The sequence below is a fragment of the Bacillus cereus group sp. RP37 genome, from assembly GCF_040459695.1.
Classification (GTDB): Bacteria; Bacillota; Bacilli; order Bacillales; family Bacillaceae_G; genus Bacillus_A.
Map to the genome: position 1 here is coordinate 516,318 of NZ_JARVHP010000001.1, position 26,165 is coordinate 542,482.

Consider the following 26,165-nt stretch of genomic DNA (forward strand, 5'->3'; position numbering starts at 1 on the left):
TTTTTCATTGGAGGGATAGATGTGGAGAATGTAGTAAAGCATGTGTTACCAAAAGAAGTAGAGCAGTTGATGGAGCAGTACATAGTAGGGTTAAAAGAAATTTTCTTAGACGAAAAAATAGTCGGCGTATATATTTACGGATCTATCGCGCTCGGTGCATTTCATGTGGAAACGAGCGATGTTGATTTTGTTACGGTAATAAGTGATTCCGTGAATGAGGCTGAAAAACAACAACTTGTAGAACTACATAAGAAACTTAGTAGTAGTACGTTAGGTAAAAGAATGGATGGTATGTATATTCCGCTTGCTGATTTAGGGAAATACAATGATGAAATGAATGAGTACGTGTATTGTGCAGATGGCAAGGCGGATATAGGACATTGGGACATTAATGCGGTCACATGGTGGACATTGAAAAATCAAGGCATTACAGTTACCGGGAAAGAAGCGGGAGACCTTTCGTTTCAAATAGGGTGGGATGATGTAGTAAATACGATGAAATACAACGTAGAACAGTACTGGAGTGGAAAGGCCAAGCAGCCATATTTATTCTTTATAGAAGAATGGGTAGAATCAGCGGTCGTTACGATGGGGCGTATTTTATATACACTAGATCATAAAACAATTGTTTCAAAAGATAGAGGGTTACAATACTTATTAGAACATTCAGCGGAAGAATGGGAGCTTTTATTAAAAGAAGTAGCGAGAATACGGAAAAACCCAAAAGAAAAGCGAATGCTCTCAAGGTGGAGAAGGGCAGATATGACGAAGAGGTATTTGCTGCACTTAATTGAGACGTGTAGAGAGAAATGGTAGATGAATGTAAAAGCATCCTTTATGCAAAGGGTGCTTTATTATTTTGAAATAATGAAAAATCACTTTACAAGAAATGAGAAATCGAAAGATAATAGACAAAATATGTGCATGGAGGAAGATGATGAGTAAATATAAATTACATATAAATAAAGAACAATTATGGAAAGGATGCATTTTAAAGTCGATTGCAGGCGCAATTTTTGCAGCGCATGCTCCTGATTTCTCACATGAAAGTTCATGGGATGGATGTAACTATAGTATGCAAGATACTCAAGGCGGACAAGGGACAATTACGTTTTATCCGAATTACACGATTGTATGTCTTCAAGACGTGAATAGTGAGCGAATTGATGAGTGGATTGATGCAGCAAATTATTTTGAAGGAGCACCTTCTGAAGTGATAGAAATTGCGAAAGAAGAAGCACTTCAATACGTATTAGAAGAAGTAGAAGGCGAAACAGTTCCTTTCATTACAACAGCTTTTTGGATTGAGGATAGCGGTGCGTATTCAATCGATTCATTTGAAGAAATGGAAGAGAACGGTGGATTTTTATTAGAAATTCCATTACTGGATAGGGGATCTGCAATAGAAAGATTGGAAGAAGAGTATGAGCTAACAGAGGAACAAATAGAGCTTTTACAACTCGTGTATGAGAGAAAAATCAAAAATCCAAATGAGGAAATTAAGTTATCTAAAGAAGAAGTAGCGATGATTGGAACGGATGATAGTGAAGGGTTAGAAGTTAGTAAAGCGTCGTTTGAAGAGATGAATATTATTTGGGAGTTGTAGGGGAGGATAAAATGTTTCCGATTGGTGATCAGCCGAAGATTACGAAAGACTTAGTAAGTATAGCTGGTGATTTAGAAGAAGTAGCGATTGAGGGGAAAACAAAAAATATAGAACGACTAGCATCTTTGCAAGTTAAAAAGTTATGGGTGTTCGCAGTAAATCAAAAGCAGTTTGATCATATTCTTACGTATGTTTGTCCCGATATATTATATGTTTACGAAATGAGGGTCGAGGATTTAAGTAGCCTTCAGAAATTGTCTAATTTACAACAGTTACATATGTGCTGGAATACAAAAGCGAAGACGTTATGGGATATTGATTATAATAAAAAACTCAAATCCTTACTAATTGATGATTTTTCTAAGTTAGAAGATTTAAGTGCTTTAAGTAAGTGCACACAACTCAATACCTTCTATATGGGTGGTGGGATAAATGCAGCGATGAAAGTACAAACTTTAAAACCACTCGCTGAATTACAGCAGTTGCAAAAGCTTACTTTGATGAATTTAAAGGTTAAAGATGATTCATTAGAACCGTTAATGCAATTGGAAACTTTAAAAGAGTTAAGCATATCTAATCAATTTAAGGTAGAAGAGTATGCAAAATTATCTGTAGCATTGCCATATACGGAATGTGAGTTTTTTAAACCTTATGTACATATGAACGATGCAATAGAGGGGAAAAATATAATGGTGACTGGGAGAAGAAGACCACTCCTTAATTCGAAGACGGATATCGTAAAGATGCAAAAATATGAAGAACAATTTAAAAAATTACAAGAGGAATATAAAGCACTAGTAGAAAGCACAATGTGAAATTACATTGCGCTTTCTACTAGTTTTTTCATATACATATCAACTTCATGAAAGAATACGGGCTCTTTTTCCTCGGTATTTATTTTTGTTAAATTTTCATAAGATGCCCACGTTTGAAACCAGTCGAAAATAGTAGAAAGGTAATTCGGAATGTCGATAGTTTCATGTGAAACATTATGTAATATGGAACGTAGTGAAGTTTTGTGAAAAAACATCTTCTGTCCAAGCTATACACTTCATATTTAATCACCTGAAATAGTAGTTTTATGAACTTTATTTTATATATTATAATATGACTAGAGCTAGATTTTTTAAGAGAGAATGGAGAAAGTCTTATGATAAACCACAATAAAATTAAACAACTTTTAGAATATGTAGATCGTGCTGAGGATAATGAAATTGAGTTAGAGTATGAATTTGAACCAATGACAATAGAACTATTTAATAGTGAAGAAATAGAAGAAGGCCAACTTGGCTATAGCTTTGATGATGAAGGGCAAAGTTTAATCGGGAATGAAGAAGGAGATTGGAAAGAAGGATGGATTGTAATTGGGATAGACTCGTATCTTGGAGATCCGATTTTTGTAGATAGTAATGATGAGAATTGTCCAGTTTATACGGCTATGCATGGTGAGGGAGATTGGGAGCTGGAATGCATAGCGGAACGTATAGAGGATGTTATTGAAAAAGTTAAAGGTAGTTTAAAATAGTGGAAAATTAAGAGGATGTTTCAAAATGATTTTGGAACATCTTTTTTTATGCCTATGTAAAATGCTTAACTTAGTGTATTAAACGTATCATTCATAAGTATTTTAATATATTAAAAAGAAAAATGGAATAAGAAACGGGGAATTGTCGGAATATATTCGATTTCTGTTCATTTTTATGAAATATATGTCCTTTTTGTTAGATTCCTTCTTTTTCTTTCTATAAAATACATGTATGTAGAAAGAAGAAAAGGATGATGTACGTGAATGACACTGTTTTACAAGAAACAATTTCTCCGCAAGAATTACATAAAGTTGTTCAAAAGAATACAGCTTATTATGACTTTAAATGGAGCAAAGTAGAAAATCCAGCGCAAGGGAATACGTGGAATTGGGTAGCCTTTTTCTTCCCAACTTTTTGGTTAGCTTATCGTAAAATGTATAAGTTGTTTATTATACTTACGTTATTGGCGATACCTAGTATCGTTGTAACTCCTTTTATAGATATTCCAGATGGGGTTTATTTAACATGTAGTTTAGTTCTTCAGTTAGGAACGATGATATTTACTGGATGGCAAGGAAACCGTTTATATTATAAGCATGCTGTTCGTGTTTTACATAAGGGAGAAAATATGCCAGATCATGAGAAGGCGTATTACCTACAATCAAAGGGGAGCGCTAGTTTTGCTGGTATGGTTGGTGTCCAGGTTATAGTTGGAATCGTGTTTGGTGGAGCTATGTTCGGACTCTCCCTTTTACAAACTGAGCCGAATATTAAAAATGTTGTTCGTTCAAGTAGTGAAGGTGTTACTTTAGAGATTATGACGGATAATCCAACTTGGAAGTTTGTGAAGAAAGAACAAGATTATGATGTAGTAGAATTTACTGGTTATGATTATACAGAGAAGAAAAACGTGAAAATTAAATTTGCTGTTTATTTTAGTGAAGACTATTTTGAATGGCAAGAAGTATATGAGAATAATAAGAAGTTAAGTGAAGATGAGCTAGAAGAGTATCAATTTTATATTGAGGAAAATGGATGGGGGCTCTAGTGAGAATTCGTTCATTTTGAAAATGAGAATCTTGTGAAGGTTCTTCTTTTTTATTGGAAACACCATACGAATTGAAATTTTGTAAAATACAATAAAAAATGAGAATTCCAGGTAGGCTTGTCAATAACGTGAGACTATGGCACTATAAAGAAATGCTATACAAATTTTATTTATCGAGATGTAAACATCAATTTTGATTTTTACGTATAAATAATGAACGGAGGAAATGAATTTATGGCTACTTTACCAAATTGTCCAAAATGTAATTCAGAATATACGTATGAGGATGGCGTTCTTTTCGTATGTCCAGAATGTGCTCATGAGTGGGGCCAAGAAGCAGAAGCTGAAAATAATGATGGTGCAAAAGTTGTAAAAGATGCGAACGGAAATGTTCTTCAAGACGGCGATGCTGTTACTGTCATTAAAGATTTAAAAGTAAAAGGAACTTCTTCAGTTGTGAAGATCGGTACGAAAGTAAAGAGTATCCGTCTAGTTGATGGCGATCACGATATTGATTGCAAAATCGACGGTTTCGGAGCGATGAAGTTAAAATCACAATTCGTTAAGAAGGCGTAAGTAAAAAGAGGAGGCGAGTAGCCTCCTCTTTTTTATTGTCATTTTTTTTTCGGTATAATTTCATTCAGCGCGAACAGTGCACCATTTACCGGGCACCATAGTCAACTTCTTTCAACTGACACCGCTTATTAAAGAAGGTCTTATATCCAAGCTGTAAGAAGATAATGACAGCGAAAGCGGTACTTCCTGAAATACCGAGTATGATGGCGATTTGATATTGAATGGCTGTAAATGGTGAAACACCAGCTAATATTTGCCCGGTCATCATGCCCGGTAAGCTTATAATCCCCATTCCGACCATAGAATTGATTGTTGGCAAAATAGCAGAGTCAAAAGCGTCGCGTATGAGTGGAGCAGTTGCTTCTTTCGGTGTTGCACCGAGCATAAGTGCTCCTTCAATTTGACCTCTTTGCGATTTCATGTTGTTTAAGAATGTATTTGCACCGAGAGAAACACCTGTCATTGCATTTCCAACTAACATTCCCGTAATCGGAACGATATATTGCGGCGCATACCAAGGATCATGCCCGATTATAACAAAGATAAATAGTAGAAGTGGCCCAATTGATCCGGCAACCATGGAAAGAGCGGCTACTCGTTTTAAGTCTTTTGACATCGGGATATTGACTCGTTTATAAATATTAAAAATTGCAAAGGTAGTAATAGAAGTAATAAGAGCAATTGTATAAAATGGATTACTATTTTCAAATACGTATGTAAGGACATAGGCAACAAGTACAAGCTGAATCGTCATACGGAATGTTGCGAGTGCAATTTGTTTTTCACGCGGAATACCTTTTAATTTTACAAGTCCAATTAAAATAAGAATGAAAATATATGCAGCGGCAAGTTGCCAAATTTGGAGTTCAATAACGCCCTTCAACTGAGAGCACTTCCTTTCTAGTTGCACCGTTTGCTTTACTAATTTCAATAATGTCGTCTGCAATTTCTTCTGGAAGTTGTTGCGAGTGTGTGATGAAGATAACTGTTTTTTTCTTTTCTCTTGCCAGTATAGTGAATTGTTTCATAACGCGGCGTTCTGTATCACTATCTAGCGCCGAGGTTGGTTCATCTAATAAATAGACAGGTGGATCCATAAGTACGATACGTGCAAAAGCAAGTCGTTGTTTTTCCCCGCCTGATAATGAATCAGCGTTGTCTTCTAAATTTTTTTCTAAGCTAACAGTCGCTAATGCGCTTCGCAGGGCATCATCATTTGGAAATGGTTTTTCAGAAAGACGAAGTCCCATTAATAGATTGTCTTTAATGGTTCCATCGAAAATAGGTGGCGTTTGCCCAAGCATAACTACGTCACGTCGTAATTGAATAGGGGGATAATCAGAAATTAGTTTTCCGTTATATTCAATTGTGCCAGATGTTGGAGATTGTAGATCATTTAACATGCGGAGCAAGGTGCTTTTTCCACTCCCGCTTTCACCGATAATACATGTGATTTTTTCTTTTTGAATCTGTAAATAAGGAATGTGTAGTATATCTTTATAGGTAACGTCTTTTAATATAAACATAAATTGCTCCTTTCAGATTCTAGTTATCCCGCTATTTGCGGGCAGTAAGCCCCCACCTCAAAATTCAGCGAAAGCAAAGAAGTTAGGTGGGGGGCGGGCTGCCCGTAAAAGCCCGATTGGTGAGGGCTGATTAAAGTTTCACTTTATATCGTATCAAAAAAGAGAAGAGAACGGTTATAAAGAGCAACGTTTTTTCTTCGTCTTGAGTTTTATTAATAAGTTAAGTAAACGATCTAATTCTTGGCTGAAAGAAATTACTTTATCATGAGTGAATCCGTACTTTTCAACGAGATAGATCAATTCTTTCTTCTTCGCTTCTATTCGATCGTTTAGTTTCGTTAAGTTCATAAGTGAAATGAAATGCCTCCTGTAAAAGTATTTACAACATAAAAAATAAGACCGAATGACTTCGGTCTTAAAGGAAATAATAAACAACTTATAAATAGCATACACTGTTTATCACTAGTTTTTAATATAAAAATGAAAAATAAATCATTATCCATGTTGAGAAAGATGTGTCTGATAATTATATTGTAACTAATAAAAGAGGCTGTCTACATAGTAGACAGCCTGTAAAGTATTAACCCTTATGATATTTGTACATCCAAAGAAGACCTGATTTTAACAATCTCGGTACACGCCCCATTAATGGTTGGTTTGCTAGTAAACCGAAGCCGTGCTTCTTACCAAGAGAACCGAGAACACCTTTTAATTTAATTACAGGTAGTTCATCAGGAAGTGGCTCATTATTCCAACGTTTTAATAATATTTGGACAATTTGTTCTCCTTGACCTTCAGCAAGTTGAGCAGATGGTGCATGTGGAAGTGCTGCACAATCTCCTACAACGTAAACGTGCTCGTTATTTGGAATATTGTGATATTTTGTTAAAACAACCCGTCCGCTACCATCTTGTTCAACTGGAAGGTTTCGAACAACTTCATTTGCTTGAATACCAGCTGTCCAGACGATTGCATCACATTCAAGTGGCTCATCGTGGTTGTACACAATATTTGGTTCTACTTTTGTAATGTTAGAGTTTCGTATAATGTTAACTTTATGCTTTACAAACCATTCTTCTACATATCTACTTAATTTCTCTGGATATGGGAATAAAATTCTATCTTTTCGATCAAATAAATAGATTTTTAAATCAGAACGGCTTTCGCGAAGTTCACTTGCTACTTCAACGCCACTTAAGCCCGCACCAACAACAGCAACTGTTGCATTCGGTTCTAGACTATTTAATTGTTCATATGTCTTACGTGTTTGTTCAATCGATTGTAGACTGTGCGTATATTCCTTTGCTCCAGGAACGTTATGATATTTATCTTCACAGCCAAGTCCGATAATTAAATCATCATATTGGATTGCTTCGCCGCCATCAAGATGAACAGCTTTTTCTTCGAGATCAATATTTGTTATTGTGCCGTATTGAATATTAAGGCGTGGGTGATCAGGAAACGGTATGCGAATATGCGTTTCTGAAATTGTACCCGCTACTAATGCATAATATTCAGTTTTGAAACAATGGTATGGTACTTTGTCGATTAATGTCACTTGTACATCATCCGGAAGTTGGTTGTTTGGAAGTAGCCGTTGCAGAATTCTCATTCCACCGTAGCCGCCACCTAGTATTACGAGGTGTTTCATGATGGATTACCCCTTTTCTGTTGAAATATCCCCTAATCACACAATTTTATATTAATAAAATATTTCGACTTTACTCAATCAAATTATATCGAATTTGTGAACAAATAACAATGCATGAATGAATACTCTGTTGTACAATAAGAAGAAAAGTAAAGTAAACTGTTTTCATTTTTTAGTTACTATTTCATTATGAATAGCATGTTATATAAAATAAAACCATCTACTTTGAAGTGAAATAGTGAAGTAACTAAATAGTTTAGAATGTATAACGAAAACAACAAGAGAAAACTTAGTTTTATTCTTATAGATAAGGTCAGAAAGTAATTTGTTTTGTAGTACAGGGGGGAGAATTTTGATTAAACCGTTAATTGAATTTTGTGTGGGTAACCTTGCGAGTGGCTCACAAGCAGCTTTAGAGAAATTAGAAAAAGATCCGAATTTAGATGTAATGGAGTATGGTTGTTTAGGATATTGTGGTATTTGTTTTGAAGGACCATTTGCACTTGTAAATGGTGAAGTAGTACAAGGTTCTACAGTAGAAGAACTTGTCAATAATGTATATGAGTATTTGGATGAAAATCCAATGTTTTAAGGTGTTGCAATCGGCAGCACCTTTTTCTTTTTCTATTAGATAAAATCCTATTTCGCAGGGGAGGATAATATTGTATATAAATAAAAAAGGCCCTTTTAGAAGGGCTTTTTTCTTACACAATTTGCGCAAGAATGGCTCATCGCCAAATGTTGTCAAATATGAGAAACGGGGGACATTCATATTGTGTTCTAAAAGCATGCATTTTATACTTAAAATAACAAATTATTTTTGGAGTGAATACAAATGAGCCAATTTTCTTTTACAAAAATGCATGGTCTTGGCAATAGTTATATATATGTAAATATGTTTGAAGAACAAATTCCCGAAGAAGATTTAGCTCTTGTGGCGGAAAAGGTTTCAAATATTAATACTGGTATTGGAGCAGATGGAATGATTTTAATTTGTCCATCTGACGTAGCTCCGGTGAAAATGCGCATGTTTAATAATGATGGTTCAGAAGGCAAGAGCTGTGGTAACGGTTTACGCTGCGTAGCGAAATATGCGTATGAGCATAAACTAGTAGAAGATACAGTTTTCGCAATTGAAACGTTAGCTGGCATTGTAACGGCGGAAGTAACGGTAGTAGAAGGGAAAGTTACATTAGCGAAAATCGATATGGGAGCGCCTCGTTTAACACGTGCAGAAATACCGATGCTTGGTGAAGGTGAAACGCCATTTATTCGTGAAAACTTCTTATACAATAATCATCGTTATGCATTTACAGCTGTTTCAATGGGGAATCCGCATGCAGTTATTTTTGTTGATGATGTAGAACAAGCACCTCTTACAACACTTGGACCAGTTCTTGAGACACATGAAATGTTCCCAGAGCGAGTAAATGTTGAATTCATCGAGATTTTGAATGAAGAAGAGATGAACTTCCGCGTTTGGGAACGTGGATCTGGCGTAACACAGGCTTGCGGAACAGGGGCGTGTGCTGCGGTTGTAGCCTCTATTTTAAATGGAAAGATGGAACGTGGTAAGGAAATTACAGTTCATTTAGCTGGTGGCGATTTAATGATTGCATGGACAGAAGAAGGCAATGTGTTAATGAAAGGACCAGCGGAAGTAATTTGCCGCGGAGTGTATGAGTACAAGATAGAAGCGTAAAGATGTATAATAGAATGAGAACAGAAAGGATGTGTATTTCATGATTGAAGTAACAGAACAAGCAGCTTTTCAAATTAAAGATATGTTAAAAGATGCTGAAGATGGAGAGAAGTACGTGCGCCTTGCTGTACATGGCGGCGGATGTACGGGCCTTTCTTACGGCTTAGGATTTGAAGTAGAACCAAAAGAAGACGACACAGTTCTTGAGTTTTTCGGTGTTGAATTTGTTATCGATACAGAAAGTGCTCCAATTGTTAAAGGAGTAAAAATTGATTATAAACAATCTATGCTTGGCGGTGGATTCACAATCGACAATCCAAACGCAATCGCATCATGTGGATGTGGATCATCTTTCCGTACAGCGACGAATGCTGGTAAGCCAGAAGAGTGCTAAGTTTTTAGTAGAAATAGAGAAAGACCTTTTTAGCGATGAAATAAAATCGTTAAGGAGGTCTTTTCTTTTGCCATAAAAGCCTAATTGGCGAGGGCTGATTAAAATTTCACTTTATCTTTGCATAGATGCAAGTATCAGTTAGTTGTTTGCCGTCAGCTGAAAGATCTTCATTACGTAATATCCCTTCAAGCTCAAAACCTAATTTTTCAGGAATCGCACGACTTTTCGTGTTATTACGTTCACATCGTATTTCAATCCTTCTAAATTTGAATAACTGAAATCCAAGGTTTATTAACGCATTTACTACTTCTGTCATATATCCATTGCCACTAAATTGCGTGTTAATCCAATATCCAATTTCACATTTAGAAACCTTCCAATCAATGCCGTGAAGGCTAGCGGTTCCAATAAAATCATTCGTCTCTTTATGATAGATAAGATAGCGAAAGCTTTCTCTTTTCAAAAAATCTATATGCGCATTTCTCAGGAGAATTTCCGTTTCTTCAACAGTAGGAATGGACTGGAATAAAGACAACCACTGCTTTAATTCACTGATTGAATCTTTAATAGCTTCATGTACTACATTCCCTTCACCTGCTTGAAGGGGGGCTCGAAGAATGAGTCTGTCTGTTTCTATTTGTAACGGAACATCTAATAAAATAGGATTCATATTATTTCTCCTCTCGAAACCTTTAAATTAGGACAGAGTGAAACTTATGTAAAAAACTTTCGCTCAAAAGCTAGAAAATAATAAATACATATTCAATTCATCATTTAGAAATCCCTTTTTACATATTGAAAATGAAACGGTTAGTTGAATAAGGAATGATTATTTTTTTGATTTTTTTCTTTTGCATAATTAGAAGTTGGTTTATGTGTATGAAGAAGTTTAATGAAGTGGTAGCAACTCATCTAAATTTAAAATCTGTACTCATTCCAATTGGTGACGGAATGATGGTTTCTAAAGTGAAGAAATAACTATTATCTTACAAAAGTGTAATGTTCATGTCATGTTTTTGAATTTCTTCTTTAAGCTCTGAGATTTAAGATAACAATATAAGAAAAAAACATGAGGTGAAGGAAATGAAAAGATATATTGCACTGTTTAGTATTTTAGTTGTATTCGCAAGTTTGTTAGTTGGTTGTGATATTAACCGTATGGGGAAAGATGAGTATTACGTTCAAATCACAGTAGATGGAAAAGAGTATAATGGTAAGTCTGATAATGGTGAGCCGTATAAAAATTACGAATATAAGTTAACTGGTTTTGATAAAGAGGGAAAAGAAAAAGAATTAGAATTCACAGCTCAAAAAAACTTACGTAAAGATGCATTCTTACGTGTATATCATTCAGATAAAAAAGGTGTATCGGCTTGGGAAGAAGTAAAGAAAGATGAGCTTCCTGCGAAAGTGAAAGAAAAGCTAGGTGCAAAATAAGAATAAAAAAGGAATTGACGAACAAGGTCAATTCCTTTTTATATTCTCAAAATCCTCTTCTGAAATGACTTTCAATCCATGTCTTTTGAATAAAGCAGCTGTTACTCCGTAACCAGTTTGTTTATTTCCGTTAAATTCTCCAGTGTAAATCGTAGAACTACCACAAGATGGACTGCGTTCTTTTAAAATAATATATTCTGGATGTAAATTCTTAATTTGTTCTAGAGCTTTATAAGCACCACTCACGAAAGATTCTGTGACATCTTCACCATCTTTTGTCATCACTTTCGCTTTTCCATCCAAAACATCATCGCCATTCCCGCCAATAATTTCAGCTGAGGGACGAGGCGTTGGCAATCCTCCTAGTACTTCAGGACAAATGAGGACTGTATCTTCTTGTTGCAGCAGCTCCTCTATTTTTGAAACGAGATTGTCATTTCCATCATACCGACAAGCGATACCACCTAAACAAGCGCTAATTACGATCATATTTTCATCTCCAATAAAAAATATTCAATGTCACGCCAATTTCTCTTCCTGCCTCTTACTTATATATGAGGTGATATAAATGGGAAGCTTATATAATTTAATGAAACCATATAGTGAATTTCGAAGTAAAGAAGAGTTTAATACATATCAAAAACAAGTTTTGAAGTGCTACCGATTCCAATTAAATAAAACGGATGCTATCATTATTCATTTTTTAGGAAAGTATGCGGTGAATGAGAAACAAAAAACAGTAGGAGTTGCTTGTCCGTTAATGGAGACGATTGCAACGAATGTTGGAAAAAGTATTCGTACAGTACGCCGCTCCATTGCAAAGTTAGAGGAACTAGGAATTATAAAGCGTGTTGCAACAAAAGAAAGACATAGACGCGGCGGGTATAGTGCGAACTTATATGTATTTCTTACATCTGCGATTGACCGCATGGATGACCGTATGAAAATGTCCGCTTGTAAAAATGAGGATAATGCAGCTAGCTGTAGTAAAAATGAGCAAAAAAGCGCAGGGGAAACAATTCTTTTTAAAAACATTCCACAAATAAAAGAGAATAGAAAAGGAACGTATGAGCTTGATGAGACGTATTGTCGTCATGATATACCGAAGCCTTTTATATACGCACTTGTGCCGATGACGAGTAATCCGAAGAAGATTAATATATTTTGGAGTAAGGTGGAACTTGCGTATAAAAAGAGCGGATTACTAGAGCAAGGTGTGTTACTGGAGCAAATATTAGCTGATGAAGAAGTGTATGGAAATTTCATTTGGCGAGTGAAGAGTGTTGTGAGAGCGTATAAATACGGGGAAATCCGTAAAAATGTTAAGGCTCTTTTATACAGTACAGTGCGGGATCTATTTTTAGAGGTTGGATTAGAATGGGGAGCAGCTGTGAGAAGAAGTAAGGGAGTACCGTTATTTGATCCGTTTAAAAAAGAGCCATGCGTATAACACATGACTCTAATTAGCTAATCGAACTTTCTTACAACTGGAACACGAATCGCTACAAATAGTACGAAGACGATAACGGCGATTGCACCGCTTTTCATAACGGTTACGATTGGAATTCCTATTGCAAGCGCGATTGATGTGAATGCATAAGAAAGCGGGATAAAGCCCATTGATGATAGCATAAGTAAACTCATTACGCGTCCCATCATTTCTTCTTTTACTGTTGATTGAATCATCGCCATAAGCGGAACGATCGCCATTGCGATTGTAATACCGTAAAACATGCCGGCTAATAATGCTTGCCAAAGTACGGTGCTAAAGTTGATGGATAAGAAGAATACACCAGACAGTAACATCATGATAATGCAAAATAGACCGCGTCTACGATTAATATTTTTTAAACCGACAATGACAGCGCCTATTGCCATTCCGCCGCCGACAGATGCTTCTAAGTAACTGAACTGGAGCGAGTCACCGTGCAGAACATTTTTAATGAAAAGCGGGAAGCCGACTTGCATCGGACCAATTAAAAATAGGTTTAAAAAGGCGCTACAAAGAAGGAAAGTCGAAAGGAATGGTGATTCCTTTACGTATAAAATTCCTTCTTTAATAGAAGTGAACATGCCTTTGTCTGTATTTTGCTGTTCTGGCATCGTAAATTGTATTTTTTGAACGAGTATGGCTGCGACGATTAGTAATAAAATCGTGATTGAAAAGATCGTTTCATAGTTCGTAAATTTGATAAGAATGCCGCCAAGTACAGGACCTAAGATAACCGATGCTTGGTTTGTCATTTGTGTAAGTGAGTTTGCTTGTGTTAAACGGCTTTTTTCTACAAGTTCAGGTAAGATAGATCCGTCAGCTGACCAGAAAAAAGCATCAGCAAGTCCGAAGAATAAAGCGAATAAAGCAAATGTATATAGTGTTACATCACCTACGATGAACCATGTAAGGATGGTTGCGACAAGAATAGCACGAATAATATTAGAATAAAACATAATGTTTTTTTTCGGGAATTTATCAGCTACAGCACCGCCGATAATCATAAAAATAAGCCTTGGAACACTAAGAGCTACGAAAACAACACCGAGTGAAGCTTCAAGGTTTAATGTTTTTGCTATGTACCACGTTTGTGAAAAAGTAAAAAAGGCTAAAGCAAAGCTTGAAAAGAGAGTAGCTGCCCAAAGAAAAAGGAAATTTGTATTTTTTAATAACGGTTTTCCGCGTCCCTCTAAAGCAGATTTATTTTGTTGTAGTTCCTCCATATTGCTTCCTTTCTATGTGACAAATTTAAACTAAAAAACCTGTTAACAATAGTTTTGTTCCGCGTTAACGGGCAGTAAAACTCCCACCTCAAAATTCGGCTCGAGTAAAGAAGTTAGGTGGGAGACCAACTGACCGTAAACGTCCGATTGGTGAGGGCTAATACTCAGTGGGGGATGGACAAAACCCCCACTGAGTATAGTTTCACTTTATACAGTTTCTAATATTTCTATACTGCACTTTCTCATTGTAGACAATAATAATGAATTTGCACAGTGGCTATTTAACGACAAAAAAGAAGATACCAAATGGTATCTTCTTTTTTGTCGTTCAGGCTAAAGCAATATAAATATCCAGTTGTACGTTGGTTGGATCTAACGCTCTTTCATCATAAAGCTCAAAGTCTGTTGTAAAAGCACGTTTGTTTTCTTTTGACCATTGCCAAATATATTCCCAAGCCTCACAAACGACTTCAGCGACGGGTCCCTTTCTCGTCGTAAATACCGCATACGTAGCGGCAGGTATTGTTAAAGTTGTCATATTTTCAGGTACGTCTTCTAATGAAGAAACGGGCATACCGATTGTAAATTGATATGTACCAGTTTCATTTGATTCGTAATTTGAGTAGAAAGCGAATGTTTCTTTCGTTTGTTGATTTGGGATGTGATGCATGATTTGTTCTTGGAAGTAGCGGTTCCAAAGTTGTGGGATTTTTCCTTCAGTAGATGCCTCTTTTTCATTTGTCGTCGTGATCGAAACGCCGATTGCTTGGAAAGCTTCTTTTTTTACGATCTTAGGTTCTTTCATTTTAAAATATCCCCCTTATCATATAGAACGTTTGTTCTTATTTATTGTAACATATTTTGGAAGGATACGGTAGCACAATAATAAAAGAACTCCTTCACGTAAAAGGAGTTCTTTTCATTTCTATATTAAAACATACTCGAGCTATGCATCGGTTGAAGTTTTGCGCTTGGATCGAAGTAAGCTTTTGCATTGTTTACTGCTGTCGGTGCTTCACCGAAGCCGCAAGCGATGAGTTTTACTTTTCCTTCATATGTACAAATGTCACCAGCAGCGTAAATGCCAGGAATATTTGTTTCCATTTTCGAATTCACGAGAATGCTGTTTTTTTGTATATCTAAGCCCCAGTTTTTAATTGGGCCAAGGGAAGAAACGAAGCCGTAGTTTACGATTACATCATCAACATCGATGATAATTTTTTCTTCCGTTTTTACATGCTGAAGAACGACTTGTTCAATGTTGTCATCACCAATGAGTTCTACTGGAACGTACGGTGTGCTTACTTCTGCACGAGAATTCATTAAGCTTTCTACGCTATGTTCATGCGCACGGAATTTATCACGGCGATGAACGATTGTAACTTTGTCAGCGATTGGCTCTAACATCATTGTCCAATCAACCGCTGAGTCGCCGCCGCCAAATACTACGACGCGCTTACCAGCAAATTTATTCATATCATCAACGAAATAATGTAAGTTTTTCTTTTCATACTTTGCTGTACCTTCTAATTCTAAACGGCGTGGTTGGAAAGCACCATTGCCGGCAGTAATAATAACTGATTTAGAATAGTGAGTCTGCTTATTCGTAACAAGTTTAAATATACCGTCAGCTTGTTTCTCAAGCGTATCAACAGCTTCTTCTAAACAAACCGTTGGATCAAATTTCTTCATTTGCTCTTTTAAGTTATCAACTAATTCTTGTGCGCGCACTTTTGGAAATCCAGCTACATCATAAATGTATTTTTCAGGGTAGAGTGCGGATAATTGTCCTCCAAGCTGAGGTAAGCTTTCAATGATTTTTACACTTGCTTGTCTCATACCGCCATAAAATGCTGTGAATAGTCCTGTTGGACCACCACCAATAATTGTTATGTCGTAAACTTTTTGATTTTCTGCCACTTTCATTCCCCCTATAGATGGAATTTTGATATTGATTTCATATATTGTTCATATGTACACGAAAATCCTGCAAATGATGACACTTTCAAATAAATGATAGCATATTTGAGTTCATAATACTTCTGAAAACGACTGAATTGTGTGTAAGTTTTCGCATAGATGCTTTTTAAATTGTATAAAATATGGGGAAAGGAAAATACATGAAAAAAAGGCTGAAAAACCCTTGAAAACGCTATGTTATTTTAAAATATTGATAATTCTCCAGACGCTTGAATTCTGTAATAAAACCGACTAATATAGGGAAGTATTATGTTAAATTTCTATGACAAAATTCGTACGATTTTTTGACTGCGTTTTGTTATGATATAGAATGTGATAAATTCCACATTCTTGACAAATAGAGTTTTTAGTACTTGGTATTATTTTTCATTACTATTATATAAAGAAAAGGGTTGTGATTTGGTGAAGACTCCAAAAATCGTAGTTTTAGGTGCAGGTTATGGCGGGATGATTACGACTGTTCGTCTGCAAAAAGCATTATCTGTAAATGAAGCTGAAATTACGTTAGTAAACAACAACAGCTATCACTACCAAGCGACTTGGTTACACGAGAGCGCAGCTGGTACATTACAAGATGAAAAAATCTGTCTAGATATTCAAGACGTTATTGATACAAATAAAGTGAACTTTGTACAAGATACAGTAGTAGAAATTAAAGCTGCTGAAAAACGCATTATCTTAAAAGACGGTGAGTTAGAGTATGACTACTTAGTAATCGGTCTTGGTTTCGAATCAGAAACATTCGGAATTACAGGATTAAAAGAGCATGCATTCTCAATCGCTAACATTAATGCAACTCGTCAAATTCGTGAGCATATGGAAGCTAGTTTCGCTAAATATGCAACTGAACAACGCGATGAGTTAGTAACAATCGTTGTTGGTGGTGCTGGATTTACTGGTATCGAGTACGTAGGTGAGCTTGCGAACCGTGTTCCTGAACTTTGCAAACAGTACAATGTACCACGTGAAAAAGCACGTATCATCTGTGTAGAAGCTGCTCCAACAGCACTTCCAGGTTTCGATCCTGCATTAGTAGAATACGCTGTGAAACAACTTGAGAAAAAAGGCGTAGAATTCCGCATCGGTACAGCGATTAAAGAAGCAACTGAAGAAGGTATTATCGTTGCAAATGGCGATGATACTGAATTAATTAAGTCTGAAACAGTAGTTTGGGCTGCAGGTGTTCGTGGTAACGGTATTGTGGAAGAGTCTGGCTTTGAAGCAATGCGCGGACGTGTAAAAGTTGATGAGTACATGCACGCTCCAGGATACGAAGATGTATTCATGGTTGGTGACGCAGCGTTAATCATTAACGAAGAAATTAATCGTCCATACCCACCAACAGCACAAATCGCAATTCAACAAGGTTACAACATTGCACATAACTTAACTGTGTTAGTTCGTGGCAAAGGTGAAATGAAAACATTCGCATTCGACAATAAAGGGTCTGTATGTTCTTTAGGTCATGACGATGCAATGGGCGTTGTTATGGGCAAAAAGTTAACAGGTTGGAAAGCTTCCTTCATGAAGAAAGTTATCGATAACCGTTACCTATTCTTATTAGGTGGACCTTTATTAGTTCTTAAAAAAGGTAAATTAAAGTTCTTTTAATATATAGTAGAAGAAGCAGAAACGGCTAAGAGCTGTTTCTGCTTTTTTCATGTGAAAAATATAGTATAATATATAAAAAGAAAGAATATTCTGTTCGTTCTGGTAGAGGAGGGTATTACATCATGGAGAAGCGAGGGAAAGTGTGGTTAGCTGTCAGTGGCCTAGTAGCTACAAAAGATGGCAGGTGGCTATTCGTTAAGAAAAAATACAGTGGATTAAAGGGGAAATGGTCTTTACCGGCTGGTTTTGTAAATGAAGGTGAGACGGTTGATGAAGCTGTGAAACGTGAAGTGTTAGAAGAGACAGGTATTGTCGCTCATGTGAAGGGGATCATTGGTGTTCGATCGGGCGTGATTCGCAATGAGATTAGTGATAACATGATTATTTTCCTTTTGGAGCCTGAAGGAGAAAACATTATTGTACAGGAGAAGGAATTGTCTGAAGTAGCATTTTTACATCCAGAGACGATTGCGGACGATCCTAATACGTCGCTGCTTATTAAATATTTGCTAGAAGGAAGATCAGAGCTGCATCTTGAGATGAATAAAACATTAGATCCAGGAGAGCAATTTGGTTATACAGCCTATCACGTATTTACGGCGCAGACGAAGGAGGGGGAGAAAGAGTGAGTATACCGGTACTACTTATTTCAATGATGTTATTTTTTATTTTGTTTTTTGGAATTGGATTTTTACTCAACATGATATTGCGAGCGACATGGGTAATGGTTATTGTGTATCCGATTGTTTGTATACTTATTATTAATAAGGCGAGTGTGTGGGATTATTTTTCAAAGCCGAAAGAAACATTCTCTTCATTTGGGACAAGTGTATCGCATTTAGGACAAGCAGATGTGTTTATTCTATCTACTGGATTAGTAGGCGCTGCTTTAGCCGGAATTGTAATTAAGAAGCTTCGGAAAAGCGGATATCAAATGTTTTAATCTCCAATTCATTTGGAGATTATTTTTTGCATATTCCTTCATCGTATAGGGAATGATTAACGATGAAGGAGTGTGGAATATAAAAATGTTAAAACGATATTGTATTCGCATTATGATGACTTGTTTACTTGCAATCGCATTATGCGTAACATGGAAGGCTTTCACAGGAGTTTCTTTATTAGAGATTGTAAAGACATATGAGGGAACGAGTGCAAAAGAAGTACATGCAGCAGAAGTTAAGAGAAACGTTGCTCCGAGTAAAGAAGTGATAAATGCTTTAGAGCAGGCAAACGACTGGTCTAAATATCGTTCAATTGAAATGACTGCAACAGGTTATACGTCGGGAATTGAGTCAACTGGTAAGAGGCCAGGACATCCAGAGTATGGTATTACATATTCAGGTGTTAAAGTGAAAAGGGATTTATATTCCACAATCGCTGCGGATTTACGCGTATTCCCGATCGGAACGATTCTATTCGTGCCAGATTACGGGTACGGGGTTGTTGCTGATAAGGGTGGTGCTATAAAAGGAAACCGTCTTGATCTATATTATGATACGGTGAAAGATGTTTATAGCCAATGGGGTAAGAAAAAAGTAAATGTATACGTAGTAAAAATAGGAAATGGTAAGTTTACAGAAGAAGAGTTAACGATGTTAAATGAAGACGAAACGATGCAAGTGTTTCGTGGTCAATATTTAAAACAAAGATAGTCTAGTGGGAATTACGCTAGACTTTTTTATTTTATAATAGAAGAAATATGGATTATATAGGATGCAATAGAAGTTAGAATTGTCGCATTTTATCGAAAATAAAGTTATAATAAAGGTAGAGTAGAGAAATTTAGGGGGTCTGAACATGTTTCAAGTACAAAAAGAATTAGCAAGCCATGAAGCGGTGATTGTTGCCTTATTTGAAGAAGAGAAAACGAGTAGTTTTGTACAAGAACTGGACAAAGCTTTTGAAGGACAATTACAAGTTTTATTAGAAGAAAAAGAACTTTCTACTAAGAAGAAAGCTATTTCAAAAGTACATAGTTTAGGAAAAACAAATGTGAAACGTTATTATTTCGTTGGTTTAGGTAAGAAAGAATCTTATACGACGGAAACATTACGTGCGGCTCTTGGTAAGACGTTTAAAACGTTACAGGCAGCAAAAGTACAAGATGCAGCAATCTTACTTGATTCTTTCGTAACAGAGAAATTAGATGCGATTGATGTAGCTCACATTGCAGCAGAAGTACAAGGTCTTGGTACATATGAGTTACAAACGTATAAATCAGATAAAAAGGATCGTGTGGAGCTAGAGAAATTCACGGCTATTACAGCGGAAGATGCACAAGAAATTGAAGCTGCATTAACAGTTGGTTACGTACATGGACGTGCAACAAATTCAGCTCGTACACTTGTAAATATGCCGCCAAACGTATTAACAGCGACGAAGCTTGCTGAGTATGCTGTTGAATTAGCGGAAAAGTATGATATGGATTATAAAGTTCTTGAGAAAGAAGAGATGGAAGATCTTGGTATGGGTGCATTACTTGCAGTAAACCAAGGTTCTACTGAGCCACCGAAAATGATTGCTCTTATTTATAAAGGAAAAGAAGAGTGGACAGATGTAATTGGATTCGTTGGAAAAGGAATTACATACGATACAGGTGGTTATTCTTTAAAACCGCGTGAAGGCATGGTTGGTATGAAGGGTGATATGGGCGGCGCAGCTTCTGTTTTAGGCGCAATGGAAATTATCGGAGAACTTCGCCCAGAGCAAAATGTGATCGCTGTTATTCCGTCAACGGATAACGTTGTAAGTGGTACAGCATTTAAGCCGGACGATGTGATTACGTCTATGAGCGGAAAAACAATTGAAGTATTAAATACAGATGCAGAAGGTCGCTTAGCATTAGCTGACGGTATTACGTATGCGAAAAAATTAGGTGCAAACTATCTGATTGATGTTGCGACATTAACAGGTGGTGTAATTGTTGCACTTGGAAATCATACGACAGGCGCAATGACAAACAATGAAGAGTTGTTTGAGCAAGTGCTAGAGGCATCTATGGAAACAGATGAATCAATTTGGCAATTACCGATTTTTGATCGTGATAAGGAACGCGTGAGAAACAGTAAATTTGCTGATTTAAATAACTCACCAGGCCGCGAAGGACATGCGGTTATGGCAGGTACATTCTTAGGTGAATTCGCTGAAGATACACCTTGGGTACACTTAGACATCGCTGGAACATCTGAATCATCAGGAGCGCATGATTTAGGGCCAGCTGGAGCGACAGGTGCAATGGTACGTACACTTGCAACACTTGTTGAACGTTTCGGAGAAGAATAAAAGAAAAAAAGCAGTTCCGAAATGGAAGACATCCATTTCGGAACTGCTTTTTTATAACCAAGATTCCCATAATTTTTTCCACATAGGATCTGGAATAACTAATCGATTCTGGTCTTCAGGTGATATTCTTAGTGCAATATTCTGTTCTTCATCACGTTCGATTTTCTTAATCCACTCTGGTTCTATAAGAAGTTCTTTCCCAAGTGCAAGGAGTGGAATGCCCGATTGTAATGCTTTCAGTGCATCATCAGCTGTTTGAATAGCACCAACGCCAATTAATGGAATACGTTCTCCAACTTTTTTCATAATCCATTCCATACGGGTATGATGTTTTTCCACACCTCTTCTCGGAAGTGACCAAAAATCACCATTTGATATGTGGAGATAACTTAATTCTGTATTTGCAAGTTGGTCCATTAATTGTAATGAATCAGCCATTGTAAATCCTTGTTCACCAGCTTCTTCGGGAGAAATTCGATAACCGACAATAAATGATTTATTTGCATATTGTCTTGCCGTTTCTAAAACAGCTTCTACGACAGCTAATGGGAATGTAGTACGATTTGTAAAAGAACCACCGAATTGATCTTTACGGTTATTTGTTTGCTGGGAGAAAAACTGGTGGATTAAAAATCCATTGGCACCATGAATTTCAACACCATCAAACCCTGCTTTAATCGCGCGGAGAGTTGCTTGGCTGAAAGCATGAATGAGCTGCATGATCTCATTTTCGGTTAATTTTTGAATGTAATCTGAATGTGAGCTAGCATGTAAGCTTTTATGACCAGCATGAAAAATTTGTAAAATAGCTTTTGCACCTTGCTTTTTTATTGCAGTAGCAAGCTGCGTTAAATCATGAATAGTTGCATCTGAATCTGCTGCAAATCCTCTTTCCCAGGCTTGTCCATCAGCTTTAATATGGGCACAACCCGTTATGACCATACCAATACCATTAGCGCGATGGGCATAATATGAGAGTTCTTCTGCAGATACTCTTCCATCTTCTGTTGCGGATATTGTTGTCATTGGAGCCATAGAAATTCTATTTTTAATTGTTGCTCCATTTTGGAAAGTAAATGGCTGGAAAAGTAGATCGTATTTTGCGTTCATAGTTGAAAAGCTCCTTTAACGTATATGTAATTAGATTTCTATATATCTATTATTTTAGATTAACTTATGGTTAATTTAATCAGTGAAGACTATCTCCACTGATTAAATAGTGACTTTAAAGTTCATTTTGGACATATTCAGTAAATTGGCGAATGGTTTCTTCATTTCGGTGATAATATGTCCACTGTCCTACTCTCTCGGATTGTAACAATCCAGCTTTTTGCATGTTCACCAAGTAACTAGAAATTACGGATTGTGCCATGCCAGCTTTTTTTTGAATTGAACCTACACAAACACCAGTTTTAAAATCGTCATTTTCAGGTAGATGACATTGTACTTCAAAATGTTTCTTAGGATCTTTTAACCATGACAAGATTTGCCGACGAGTTTCATTGGATAATGATTTATATATTAATAAAGGTTCCATGTTTGTTATTATATCTATTTTTACAGATATGTCAAAGAGGAAGGTTTTCATAAAGAAATCGTATATAAAGTCCCGTTTAAAGCAAATGAAGTGCGCCCCGTTTCTTCAGAGACAACTAATATAAGTGCATCGCTTTGTTCTGATAAGCCAATTGCAGCTCTGTGACGTGTTCCTAGCTCAGAATCAACTTCGGTACTTTTCGTTAATGGAAGAATATTAGCTGCTGAGACAATATGATTATTTTTAACGAGAACGGCTCCGTCATGAAGAGGGTTACCTGGATAAAAAATGGATTCGAGCAATGGTGCAGTTAAATGGGCATTTAAAGTTGTTCCGGTTTGAATGAAAGGATGGAGTGTCTCGTTTCGTTCCACAACAATAAGAGCACCATGTTTTCGGGCGCTTAAATGCTGGACAGCTGTTGTGATGAACTGCGAGCTTTCCGTATAAGGTGATAAATACGCTTGAATATAGTATGTAGCTGCTAATGTTTGTACATTTGCTAACATATGATGAATATCTTCCATTTTGCACAAAATACATTCATTTTCTTTATCGATTGCTTGCCTCATAATTGATAATTCTTTTTCAGCAATTTCAATCATTTGCTTTGTTTGTATTTTGAGCTCTTCTGACAAGCCCCATTCTTGCATAATCCTCATTCCCTTTAGTGGAGTATTTAACCATAGTGTATACAAATATTCCTAGTAAAATCCTGTTAGATTGTAAAAAATATTGAGATACAGGTTGTTTTTTTCATATAATAAAGATATGACAAGCGAGAGGAGATAAAAGTATGAACTGGAAACAAGAATTTAGTCGCTGGCTTTCATATGCAGAGTTAGACGCAGAACTAAAAGAACAGCTAGAAAACATGAAGCAAGATGAGAAGAAAATCGAGGACAGTTTTTATAAAAATCTAGAGTTTGGCACAGGTGGTATGCGTGGTGAACTTGGTGCTGGTACGAACCGTTTAAATGTATATACAGTTCGTAAAGCAACACAAGGATTAGCAAAGTTTATTGAAAAATTAGGTGAAGAAGCGAAGAAGCGCGGTGTTGTTGTTGCGTACGATTCTCGTCATAAATCACCTGAATTTGCTATGGAAGTAGCTGCTACACTTGGTGCGCACGGCATTACAACATATGTGTTTGAAAGCTTACGTCCAACGCCAGTACTTTCTTTCGCAGTTCGTCATTTACATACAGTAAGTGGAATCGTTCTTACGGCAAGCCATAATCCGCCTGAATATAACGGTTATAAAGTATACGGTGAAGATGGTGGGCAGTTGCCTCCAAAAGAAGCTGATGAGTTAATTAGCTACGTAAACGCAGTAGAAGATGAATTAACAGTTGAGGTTGCTGATGTGGAGCAATTAAAAGCTGACGGTTTATTACATATTATTGGACAAGAAGTAGATGATGCATACGCTGCAGAATTGAACAATGTCATCATTAATAAAGAAATGGTACAAAAGGTTGGGAAAGATTTAAAAATCGTCTTTACACCACTACACGGAACATCAAATATTTCTGTACGCCGTGGTTTAGAGGAAGTTGGATTTACAGATGTAACAGTTGTAAAAGAGCAAGAGTTACCAGATCCAAACTTCTCTACAGTGAAATCACCGAACCCAGAAGAGCATGCAGCGTTTGAGTATGCAATTCGTGACGGTGAGAAGGTAGGCGCAGATGTGTTAATCGCAACAGATCCTGACGCGGACCGCCTAGGTGTAGCAGTTCGTAATCATGAGGGTGAGTTCCAAGTATTAACTGGTAACCAAACAGGTGCACTAATGCTTGATTACTTATTATCTCAAAAGAAAGAAAACGGAACGCTTCCAGAGAATGGTGTTGTATTAAAAACAATCGTAACGTCTGAAATTGGCCGTACAATCGCGAAAGCATACGGTTTAGATACAGTTGATACGTTAACTGGATTTAAATTTATTGGTGAGAAAATTAAACAGTATGAAGAAAGCGGACAATACGAATTCCAATTCGGTTATGAGGAAAGCTATGGTTATTTAATCCGTCCATTCTGCCGCGATAAAGATGCAGTACAATCTGTTCTATTTGCATGTGAAGTAGCTGCATACTACAAATCACAAGGTAAAACGTTATACGACGGTCTATTAGAAGTATTTGAGAAGTACGGATTCTTCCGTGAAGATCTTGTATCGTTAACGCTAAAAGGAAAAGATGGAGCGGAACAAATCCAAGAGATGATGGCAACATTCCGTGAGAATCCTCCGAAAGAAGTAGCGGGCTTAACAGTTGTAGCAGTTGAAGACTATAAAGCGAGCATCGTTACATCTTTACAAGATGGACATAAAGAAGAGATTCACTTACCGAAATCAAATGTGTTAAAATATCAATTAGAAGATGGTTCTTGGTTCTGCCTACGTCCATCTGGAACTGAACCGAAGATCAAGTTCTACTTCGGTGTTCAAGATAATTCTTTACAAAATAGTGAACAAAAGTTACTTACTATTAAAGAAGATATTATGAATCGTTTATAATATAAAGTAATTTTAAGTAGTAGGGAACAAAAGGGAGCGAAACCTCCCTTTTGTTCTATGTAAGGAAATAATCGTTATTGATTCTGACAGAAGAGAGGGTATTTTGTGATGAAAAAAGTAAGAAAAGCCATAATCCCAGCAGCTGGATTAGGAACACGTTTTTTACCAGCAACAAAAGCAATGCCAAAAGAAATGTTACCGATAGTAGATAAACCAACTATCCAATACATTGTAGAAGAAGCAATAAAATCAGGAATCGAAGATATTATTATCGTTACTGGTAAAACGAAGCGCTCTATTGAAGATCATTTTGATAATGCATTTGAGTTAGAGCAAAACTTATTAGAAAAGAAAAAGTATGAGTTACTTGAAAAAGTACAGGCTTCTTCAAAAATGGTAGATATTCACTATATCCGTCAAAAAGAACCAAAAGGATTAGGGCATGCAGTTTGGTGTGCACGTAAATTCATCGGTGATGAGCCATTTGCTGTTTTATTAGGTGATGATATCGTTCAAGCTGAAAAACCATGTTTACGTCAATTAATTGAAGAGTATGATAAAACGCTTTCTTCTGTTATTGGTGTACAAACGGTTCCAGAAGATGAAACACACCGCTACGGAATTATTGATCCGTTAGAGCAAGAAGGACGCCGTTACCAAGTTCGTAATTTCGTTGAGAAACCAGCAGCAGGTACAGCACCTTCAAACTTAGCAATTATGGGACGTTACGTCTTAACACCTGAAATCTTCATGTTCTTAGAACAGCAACATGTTGGTGCTGGTGGTGAAATTCAGTTAACAGATGCAATCCAAAACTTAAATGAAATTCAACGTGTATTCGCTTACGATTTCGAAGGAAAGCGCTACGACGTAGGTGAAAAGTTAGGATTCGTTCAAACGACAATCGAAATGGCCCTGCAACACCCAGAATTACGTGATGACATGGTTCCGATGATGCAGAGAATTTTAGAAGAATACACGAATCAAGATTCTTAATATAGTGATATAATCCCCTGTTGGATGAGCGATAAAGAAACGTATGTATTGCTT

The 26,165-nt window shown here is 36.6% G+C and carries 31 protein-coding genes and 1 pseudogene; 19 read left to right on the forward strand and 13 right to left on the reverse strand.

Annotated elements, in window-relative coordinates:
• Positions 1–21 precede the first annotated feature (21 nt).
• From QCI44_RS02585 to QCI44_RS02595, 3 genes are all read left to right on the forward strand, one after another.
• On the forward strand, positions 22–816 hold the full coding sequence (locus tag QCI44_RS02585) for a nucleotidyltransferase domain-containing protein (protein ID WP_016085715.1): 795 nt from the start codon (positions 22–24) through the stop codon (positions 814–816).
• A gap of 121 nt (positions 817–937) precedes the next feature.
• Entirely contained in the window at positions 938–1,606 is a 669-nt protein-coding gene (locus tag QCI44_RS02590) for a hypothetical protein (protein ID WP_016135937.1), read from the forward strand.
• A gap of 11 nt (positions 1,607–1,617) precedes the next feature.
• A complete protein-coding gene (locus tag QCI44_RS02595; protein WP_088084543.1) occupies positions 1,618–2,421 on the forward strand; it encodes a leucine-rich repeat domain-containing protein in 804 nt (267 codons plus the stop codon).
• A gap of 2 nt (positions 2,422–2,423) precedes the next feature.
• On the opposite strand, the pseudogene QCI44_RS02600 reads toward QCI44_RS02595, so the two are convergent.
• Positions 2,424–2,606 (reverse strand): annotated as a pseudogene (locus QCI44_RS02600) (DUF4304 domain-containing protein); the annotation flags it as partial.
• 150 nt (positions 2,607–2,756) lie between these two features.
• Between QCI44_RS02600 and QCI44_RS02605 the strand changes: the two are divergent.
• The 3 genes from QCI44_RS02605 to phnA all read left to right on the forward strand — a co-directional run bounded on the left by QCI44_RS02605 (position 2,757) and on the right by phnA (position 4,756).
• Complete coding sequence (locus QCI44_RS02605; protein WP_016135934.1) at positions 2,757–3,131, forward strand: hypothetical protein; 375 nt, start codon at positions 2,757–2,759, stop codon at positions 3,129–3,131.
• 254 nt (positions 3,132–3,385) lie between these two features.
• On the forward strand, positions 3,386–4,180 hold the full coding sequence (locus QCI44_RS02610) for a DUF2628 domain-containing protein (RefSeq protein ID WP_353810994.1): 795 nt from the start codon (positions 3,386–3,388) through the stop codon (positions 4,178–4,180).
• Positions 4,181–4,414: 234 nt separating this feature from the next.
• Positions 4,415–4,756: an alkylphosphonate utilization operon protein PhnA gene (gene phnA, locus QCI44_RS02615; RefSeq protein ID WP_000212737.1), complete on the forward strand. Its 342-nt coding sequence runs from the start codon at positions 4,415–4,417 to the stop codon at positions 4,754–4,756.
• Positions 4,757–4,841: 85 nt separating this feature from the next.
• Here the strand turns inward: phnA and QCI44_RS02620 are convergent, their stop codons facing one another.
• The 4 genes from QCI44_RS02620 to QCI44_RS02635 form a co-directional block, all read right to left on the reverse strand.
• Positions 4,842–5,639, reverse strand: coding sequence for an ABC transporter permease (locus tag QCI44_RS02620; RefSeq protein WP_016135932.1), 798 nt, complete (start codon positions 5,637–5,639; stop codon positions 4,842–4,844).
• Positions 5,623–6,282 carry an ABC transporter ATP-binding protein gene (locus QCI44_RS02625; RefSeq protein WP_016085723.1) on the reverse strand — a complete coding sequence of 220 codons (660 nt, stop codon included), beginning with the start codon at positions 6,280–6,282 and terminating at the stop codon, positions 5,623–5,625. The genes QCI44_RS02620 and QCI44_RS02625 overlap by 17 nt, the downstream gene beginning before the upstream one ends.
• Before the next feature lie 174 nt (positions 6,283–6,456).
• A complete protein-coding gene (locus tag QCI44_RS02630) occupies positions 6,457–6,630 on the reverse strand; it encodes an aspartyl-phosphate phosphatase Spo0E family protein (protein WP_001054621.1) in 174 nt (57 codons plus the stop codon).
• Between the two features lie 232 nt (positions 6,631–6,862).
• Positions 6,863–7,933, reverse strand: a complete 1,071-nt coding sequence (locus QCI44_RS02635) for an NAD(P)/FAD-dependent oxidoreductase (protein ID WP_098505941.1) — start codon at positions 7,931–7,933, stop codon at positions 6,863–6,865.
• Between the two features lie 352 nt (positions 7,934–8,285).
• On the opposite strand from QCI44_RS02635, the gene QCI44_RS02640 reads away from it, so the two are divergent.
• The 3 genes from QCI44_RS02640 to QCI44_RS02650 all read left to right on the forward strand — a co-directional run bounded on the left by QCI44_RS02640 (position 8,286) and on the right by QCI44_RS02650 (position 10,029).
• Positions 8,286–8,525, forward strand: coding sequence for a YuzB family protein (locus QCI44_RS02640; RefSeq protein ID WP_000595027.1), 240 nt, complete (start codon positions 8,286–8,288; stop codon positions 8,523–8,525).
• A gap of 243 nt (positions 8,526–8,768) precedes the next feature.
• A complete protein-coding gene (gene dapF / locus QCI44_RS02645; RefSeq protein WP_016085725.1) occupies positions 8,769–9,635 on the forward strand; it encodes a diaminopimelate epimerase in 867 nt (288 codons plus the stop codon).
• A gap of 40 nt (positions 9,636–9,675) precedes the next feature.
• Positions 9,676–10,029 (forward strand): HesB/IscA family protein, encoded by a 354-nt coding sequence (locus tag QCI44_RS02650; RefSeq protein ID WP_000573830.1) that lies wholly within the window; start codon positions 9,676–9,678, stop codon positions 10,027–10,029.
• A gap of 106 nt (positions 10,030–10,135) precedes the next feature.
• Here QCI44_RS02650 and QCI44_RS02655 read toward each other — a convergent pair whose 3' ends face one another.
• Complete coding sequence (locus QCI44_RS02655) at positions 10,136–10,699, reverse strand: GNAT family N-acetyltransferase (RefSeq protein WP_016135930.1); 564 nt, start codon at positions 10,697–10,699, stop codon at positions 10,136–10,138.
• Between the two features lie 167 nt (positions 10,700–10,866).
• Between QCI44_RS02655 and QCI44_RS02660 the strand changes: the two genes are divergently transcribed.
• A complete protein-coding gene (locus QCI44_RS02660; protein WP_088084560.1) occupies positions 10,867–11,007 on the forward strand; it encodes a methyltransferase in 141 nt (46 codons plus the stop codon).
• 105 nt (positions 11,008–11,112) lie between these two features.
• Positions 11,113–11,466, forward strand: a complete 354-nt coding sequence (locus tag QCI44_RS02665; protein ID WP_016085727.1) for a YxeA family protein — start codon at positions 11,113–11,115, stop codon at positions 11,464–11,466.
• A 27-nt stretch (positions 11,467–11,493) separates the two neighbouring features.
• Here QCI44_RS02665 and QCI44_RS02670 read toward each other — a convergent pair whose 3' ends face one another.
• Positions 11,494–11,955, reverse strand: coding sequence for a 2-thiouracil desulfurase family protein (locus QCI44_RS02670; protein WP_016135929.1), 462 nt, complete (start codon positions 11,953–11,955; stop codon positions 11,494–11,496).
• Between the two features lie 79 nt (positions 11,956–12,034).
• Between QCI44_RS02670 and QCI44_RS02675 the strand changes: the two genes are divergently transcribed.
• Complete coding sequence (locus QCI44_RS02675) at positions 12,035–12,916, forward strand: helix-turn-helix domain-containing protein (RefSeq protein WP_016135928.1); 882 nt, start codon at positions 12,035–12,037, stop codon at positions 12,914–12,916.
• Positions 12,917–12,933: 17 nt separating this feature from the next.
• Here QCI44_RS02675 and QCI44_RS02680 read toward each other — a convergent pair whose 3' ends face one another.
• The 3 genes from QCI44_RS02680 to QCI44_RS02690 all read right to left on the reverse strand — a co-directional run bounded on the left by QCI44_RS02680 (position 12,934) and on the right by QCI44_RS02690 (position 16,101).
• Positions 12,934–14,181: an MFS transporter gene (locus tag QCI44_RS02680; RefSeq protein ID WP_016085730.1), complete on the reverse strand. Its 1,248-nt coding sequence runs from the start codon at positions 14,179–14,181 to the stop codon at positions 12,934–12,936.
• A gap of 328 nt (positions 14,182–14,509) precedes the next feature.
• On the reverse strand, positions 14,510–14,986 hold the full coding sequence (locus tag QCI44_RS02685) for a GyrI-like domain-containing protein (protein ID WP_016135927.1): 477 nt from the start codon (positions 14,984–14,986) through the stop codon (positions 14,510–14,512).
• A gap of 125 nt (positions 14,987–15,111) precedes the next feature.
• A complete protein-coding gene (locus QCI44_RS02690; RefSeq protein WP_016135926.1) occupies positions 15,112–16,101 on the reverse strand; it encodes an NAD(P)/FAD-dependent oxidoreductase in 990 nt (329 codons plus the stop codon).
• Positions 16,102–16,563: 462 nt separating this feature from the next.
• On the opposite strand from QCI44_RS02690, the gene QCI44_RS02695 reads away from it, so the two are divergent.
• From QCI44_RS02695 to pepA, 5 genes are all read left to right on the forward strand, one after another.
• Complete coding sequence (locus QCI44_RS02695; RefSeq protein ID WP_016085732.1) at positions 16,564–17,772, forward strand: NAD(P)/FAD-dependent oxidoreductase; 1,209 nt, start codon at positions 16,564–16,566, stop codon at positions 17,770–17,772.
• 122 nt (positions 17,773–17,894) lie between these two features.
• Positions 17,895–18,401 (forward strand): NUDIX hydrolase, encoded by a 507-nt coding sequence (locus QCI44_RS02700; protein ID WP_016085733.1) that lies wholly within the window; start codon positions 17,895–17,897, stop codon positions 18,399–18,401.
• Entirely contained in the window at positions 18,398–18,715 is a 318-nt protein-coding gene (locus QCI44_RS02705) for a YuiB family protein (protein ID WP_000027007.1), read from the forward strand. Before QCI44_RS02700 ends, QCI44_RS02705 begins: the two co-directional genes overlap by 4 nt.
• A gap of 85 nt (positions 18,716–18,800) precedes the next feature.
• On the forward strand, positions 18,801–19,427 hold the full coding sequence (locus tag QCI44_RS02710; protein WP_016135925.1) for a 3D domain-containing protein: 627 nt from the start codon (positions 18,801–18,803) through the stop codon (positions 19,425–19,427).
• A gap of 145 nt (positions 19,428–19,572) precedes the next feature.
• Complete coding sequence (gene pepA / locus QCI44_RS02715; RefSeq protein WP_016085735.1) at positions 19,573–21,057, forward strand: cytosol aminopeptidase; 1,485 nt, start codon at positions 19,573–19,575, stop codon at positions 21,055–21,057.
• Between the two features lie 51 nt (positions 21,058–21,108).
• Here the strand turns inward: pepA and QCI44_RS02720 are convergent, their stop codons facing one another.
• The 3 genes from QCI44_RS02720 to cdaS form a co-directional block, all read right to left on the reverse strand.
• Complete coding sequence (locus QCI44_RS02720; RefSeq protein WP_016136905.1) at positions 21,109–22,167, reverse strand: NADH-dependent flavin oxidoreductase; 1,059 nt, start codon at positions 22,165–22,167, stop codon at positions 21,109–21,111.
• Positions 22,168–22,282: 115 nt separating this feature from the next.
• Entirely contained in the window at positions 22,283–22,594 is a 312-nt protein-coding gene (locus QCI44_RS02725) for an ArsR/SmtB family transcription factor (RefSeq protein WP_033660224.1), read from the reverse strand.
• Between the two features lie 47 nt (positions 22,595–22,641).
• A complete protein-coding gene (gene cdaS, locus QCI44_RS02730) occupies positions 22,642–23,247 on the reverse strand; it encodes a sporulation-specific diadenylate cyclase CdaS (protein ID WP_033659962.1) in 606 nt (201 codons plus the stop codon).
• Between the two features lie 143 nt (positions 23,248–23,390).
• On the opposite strand from cdaS, the gene QCI44_RS02735 reads away from it, so the two are divergent.
• Positions 23,391–25,115, forward strand: a complete 1,725-nt coding sequence (locus QCI44_RS02735) for a phospho-sugar mutase (RefSeq protein ID WP_016085739.1) — start codon at positions 23,391–23,393, stop codon at positions 25,113–25,115.
• 108 nt (positions 25,116–25,223) lie between these two features.
• The gene (galU, locus tag QCI44_RS02740) at positions 25,224–26,111 is read left to right on the forward strand and encodes a UTP--glucose-1-phosphate uridylyltransferase GalU (RefSeq protein WP_016085740.1); all 888 of its coding nucleotides are present in this window, start codon (positions 25,224–25,226) and stop codon (positions 26,109–26,111) included.
• The last annotated feature ends 54 nt before the right edge of the window (positions 26,112–26,165 follow it).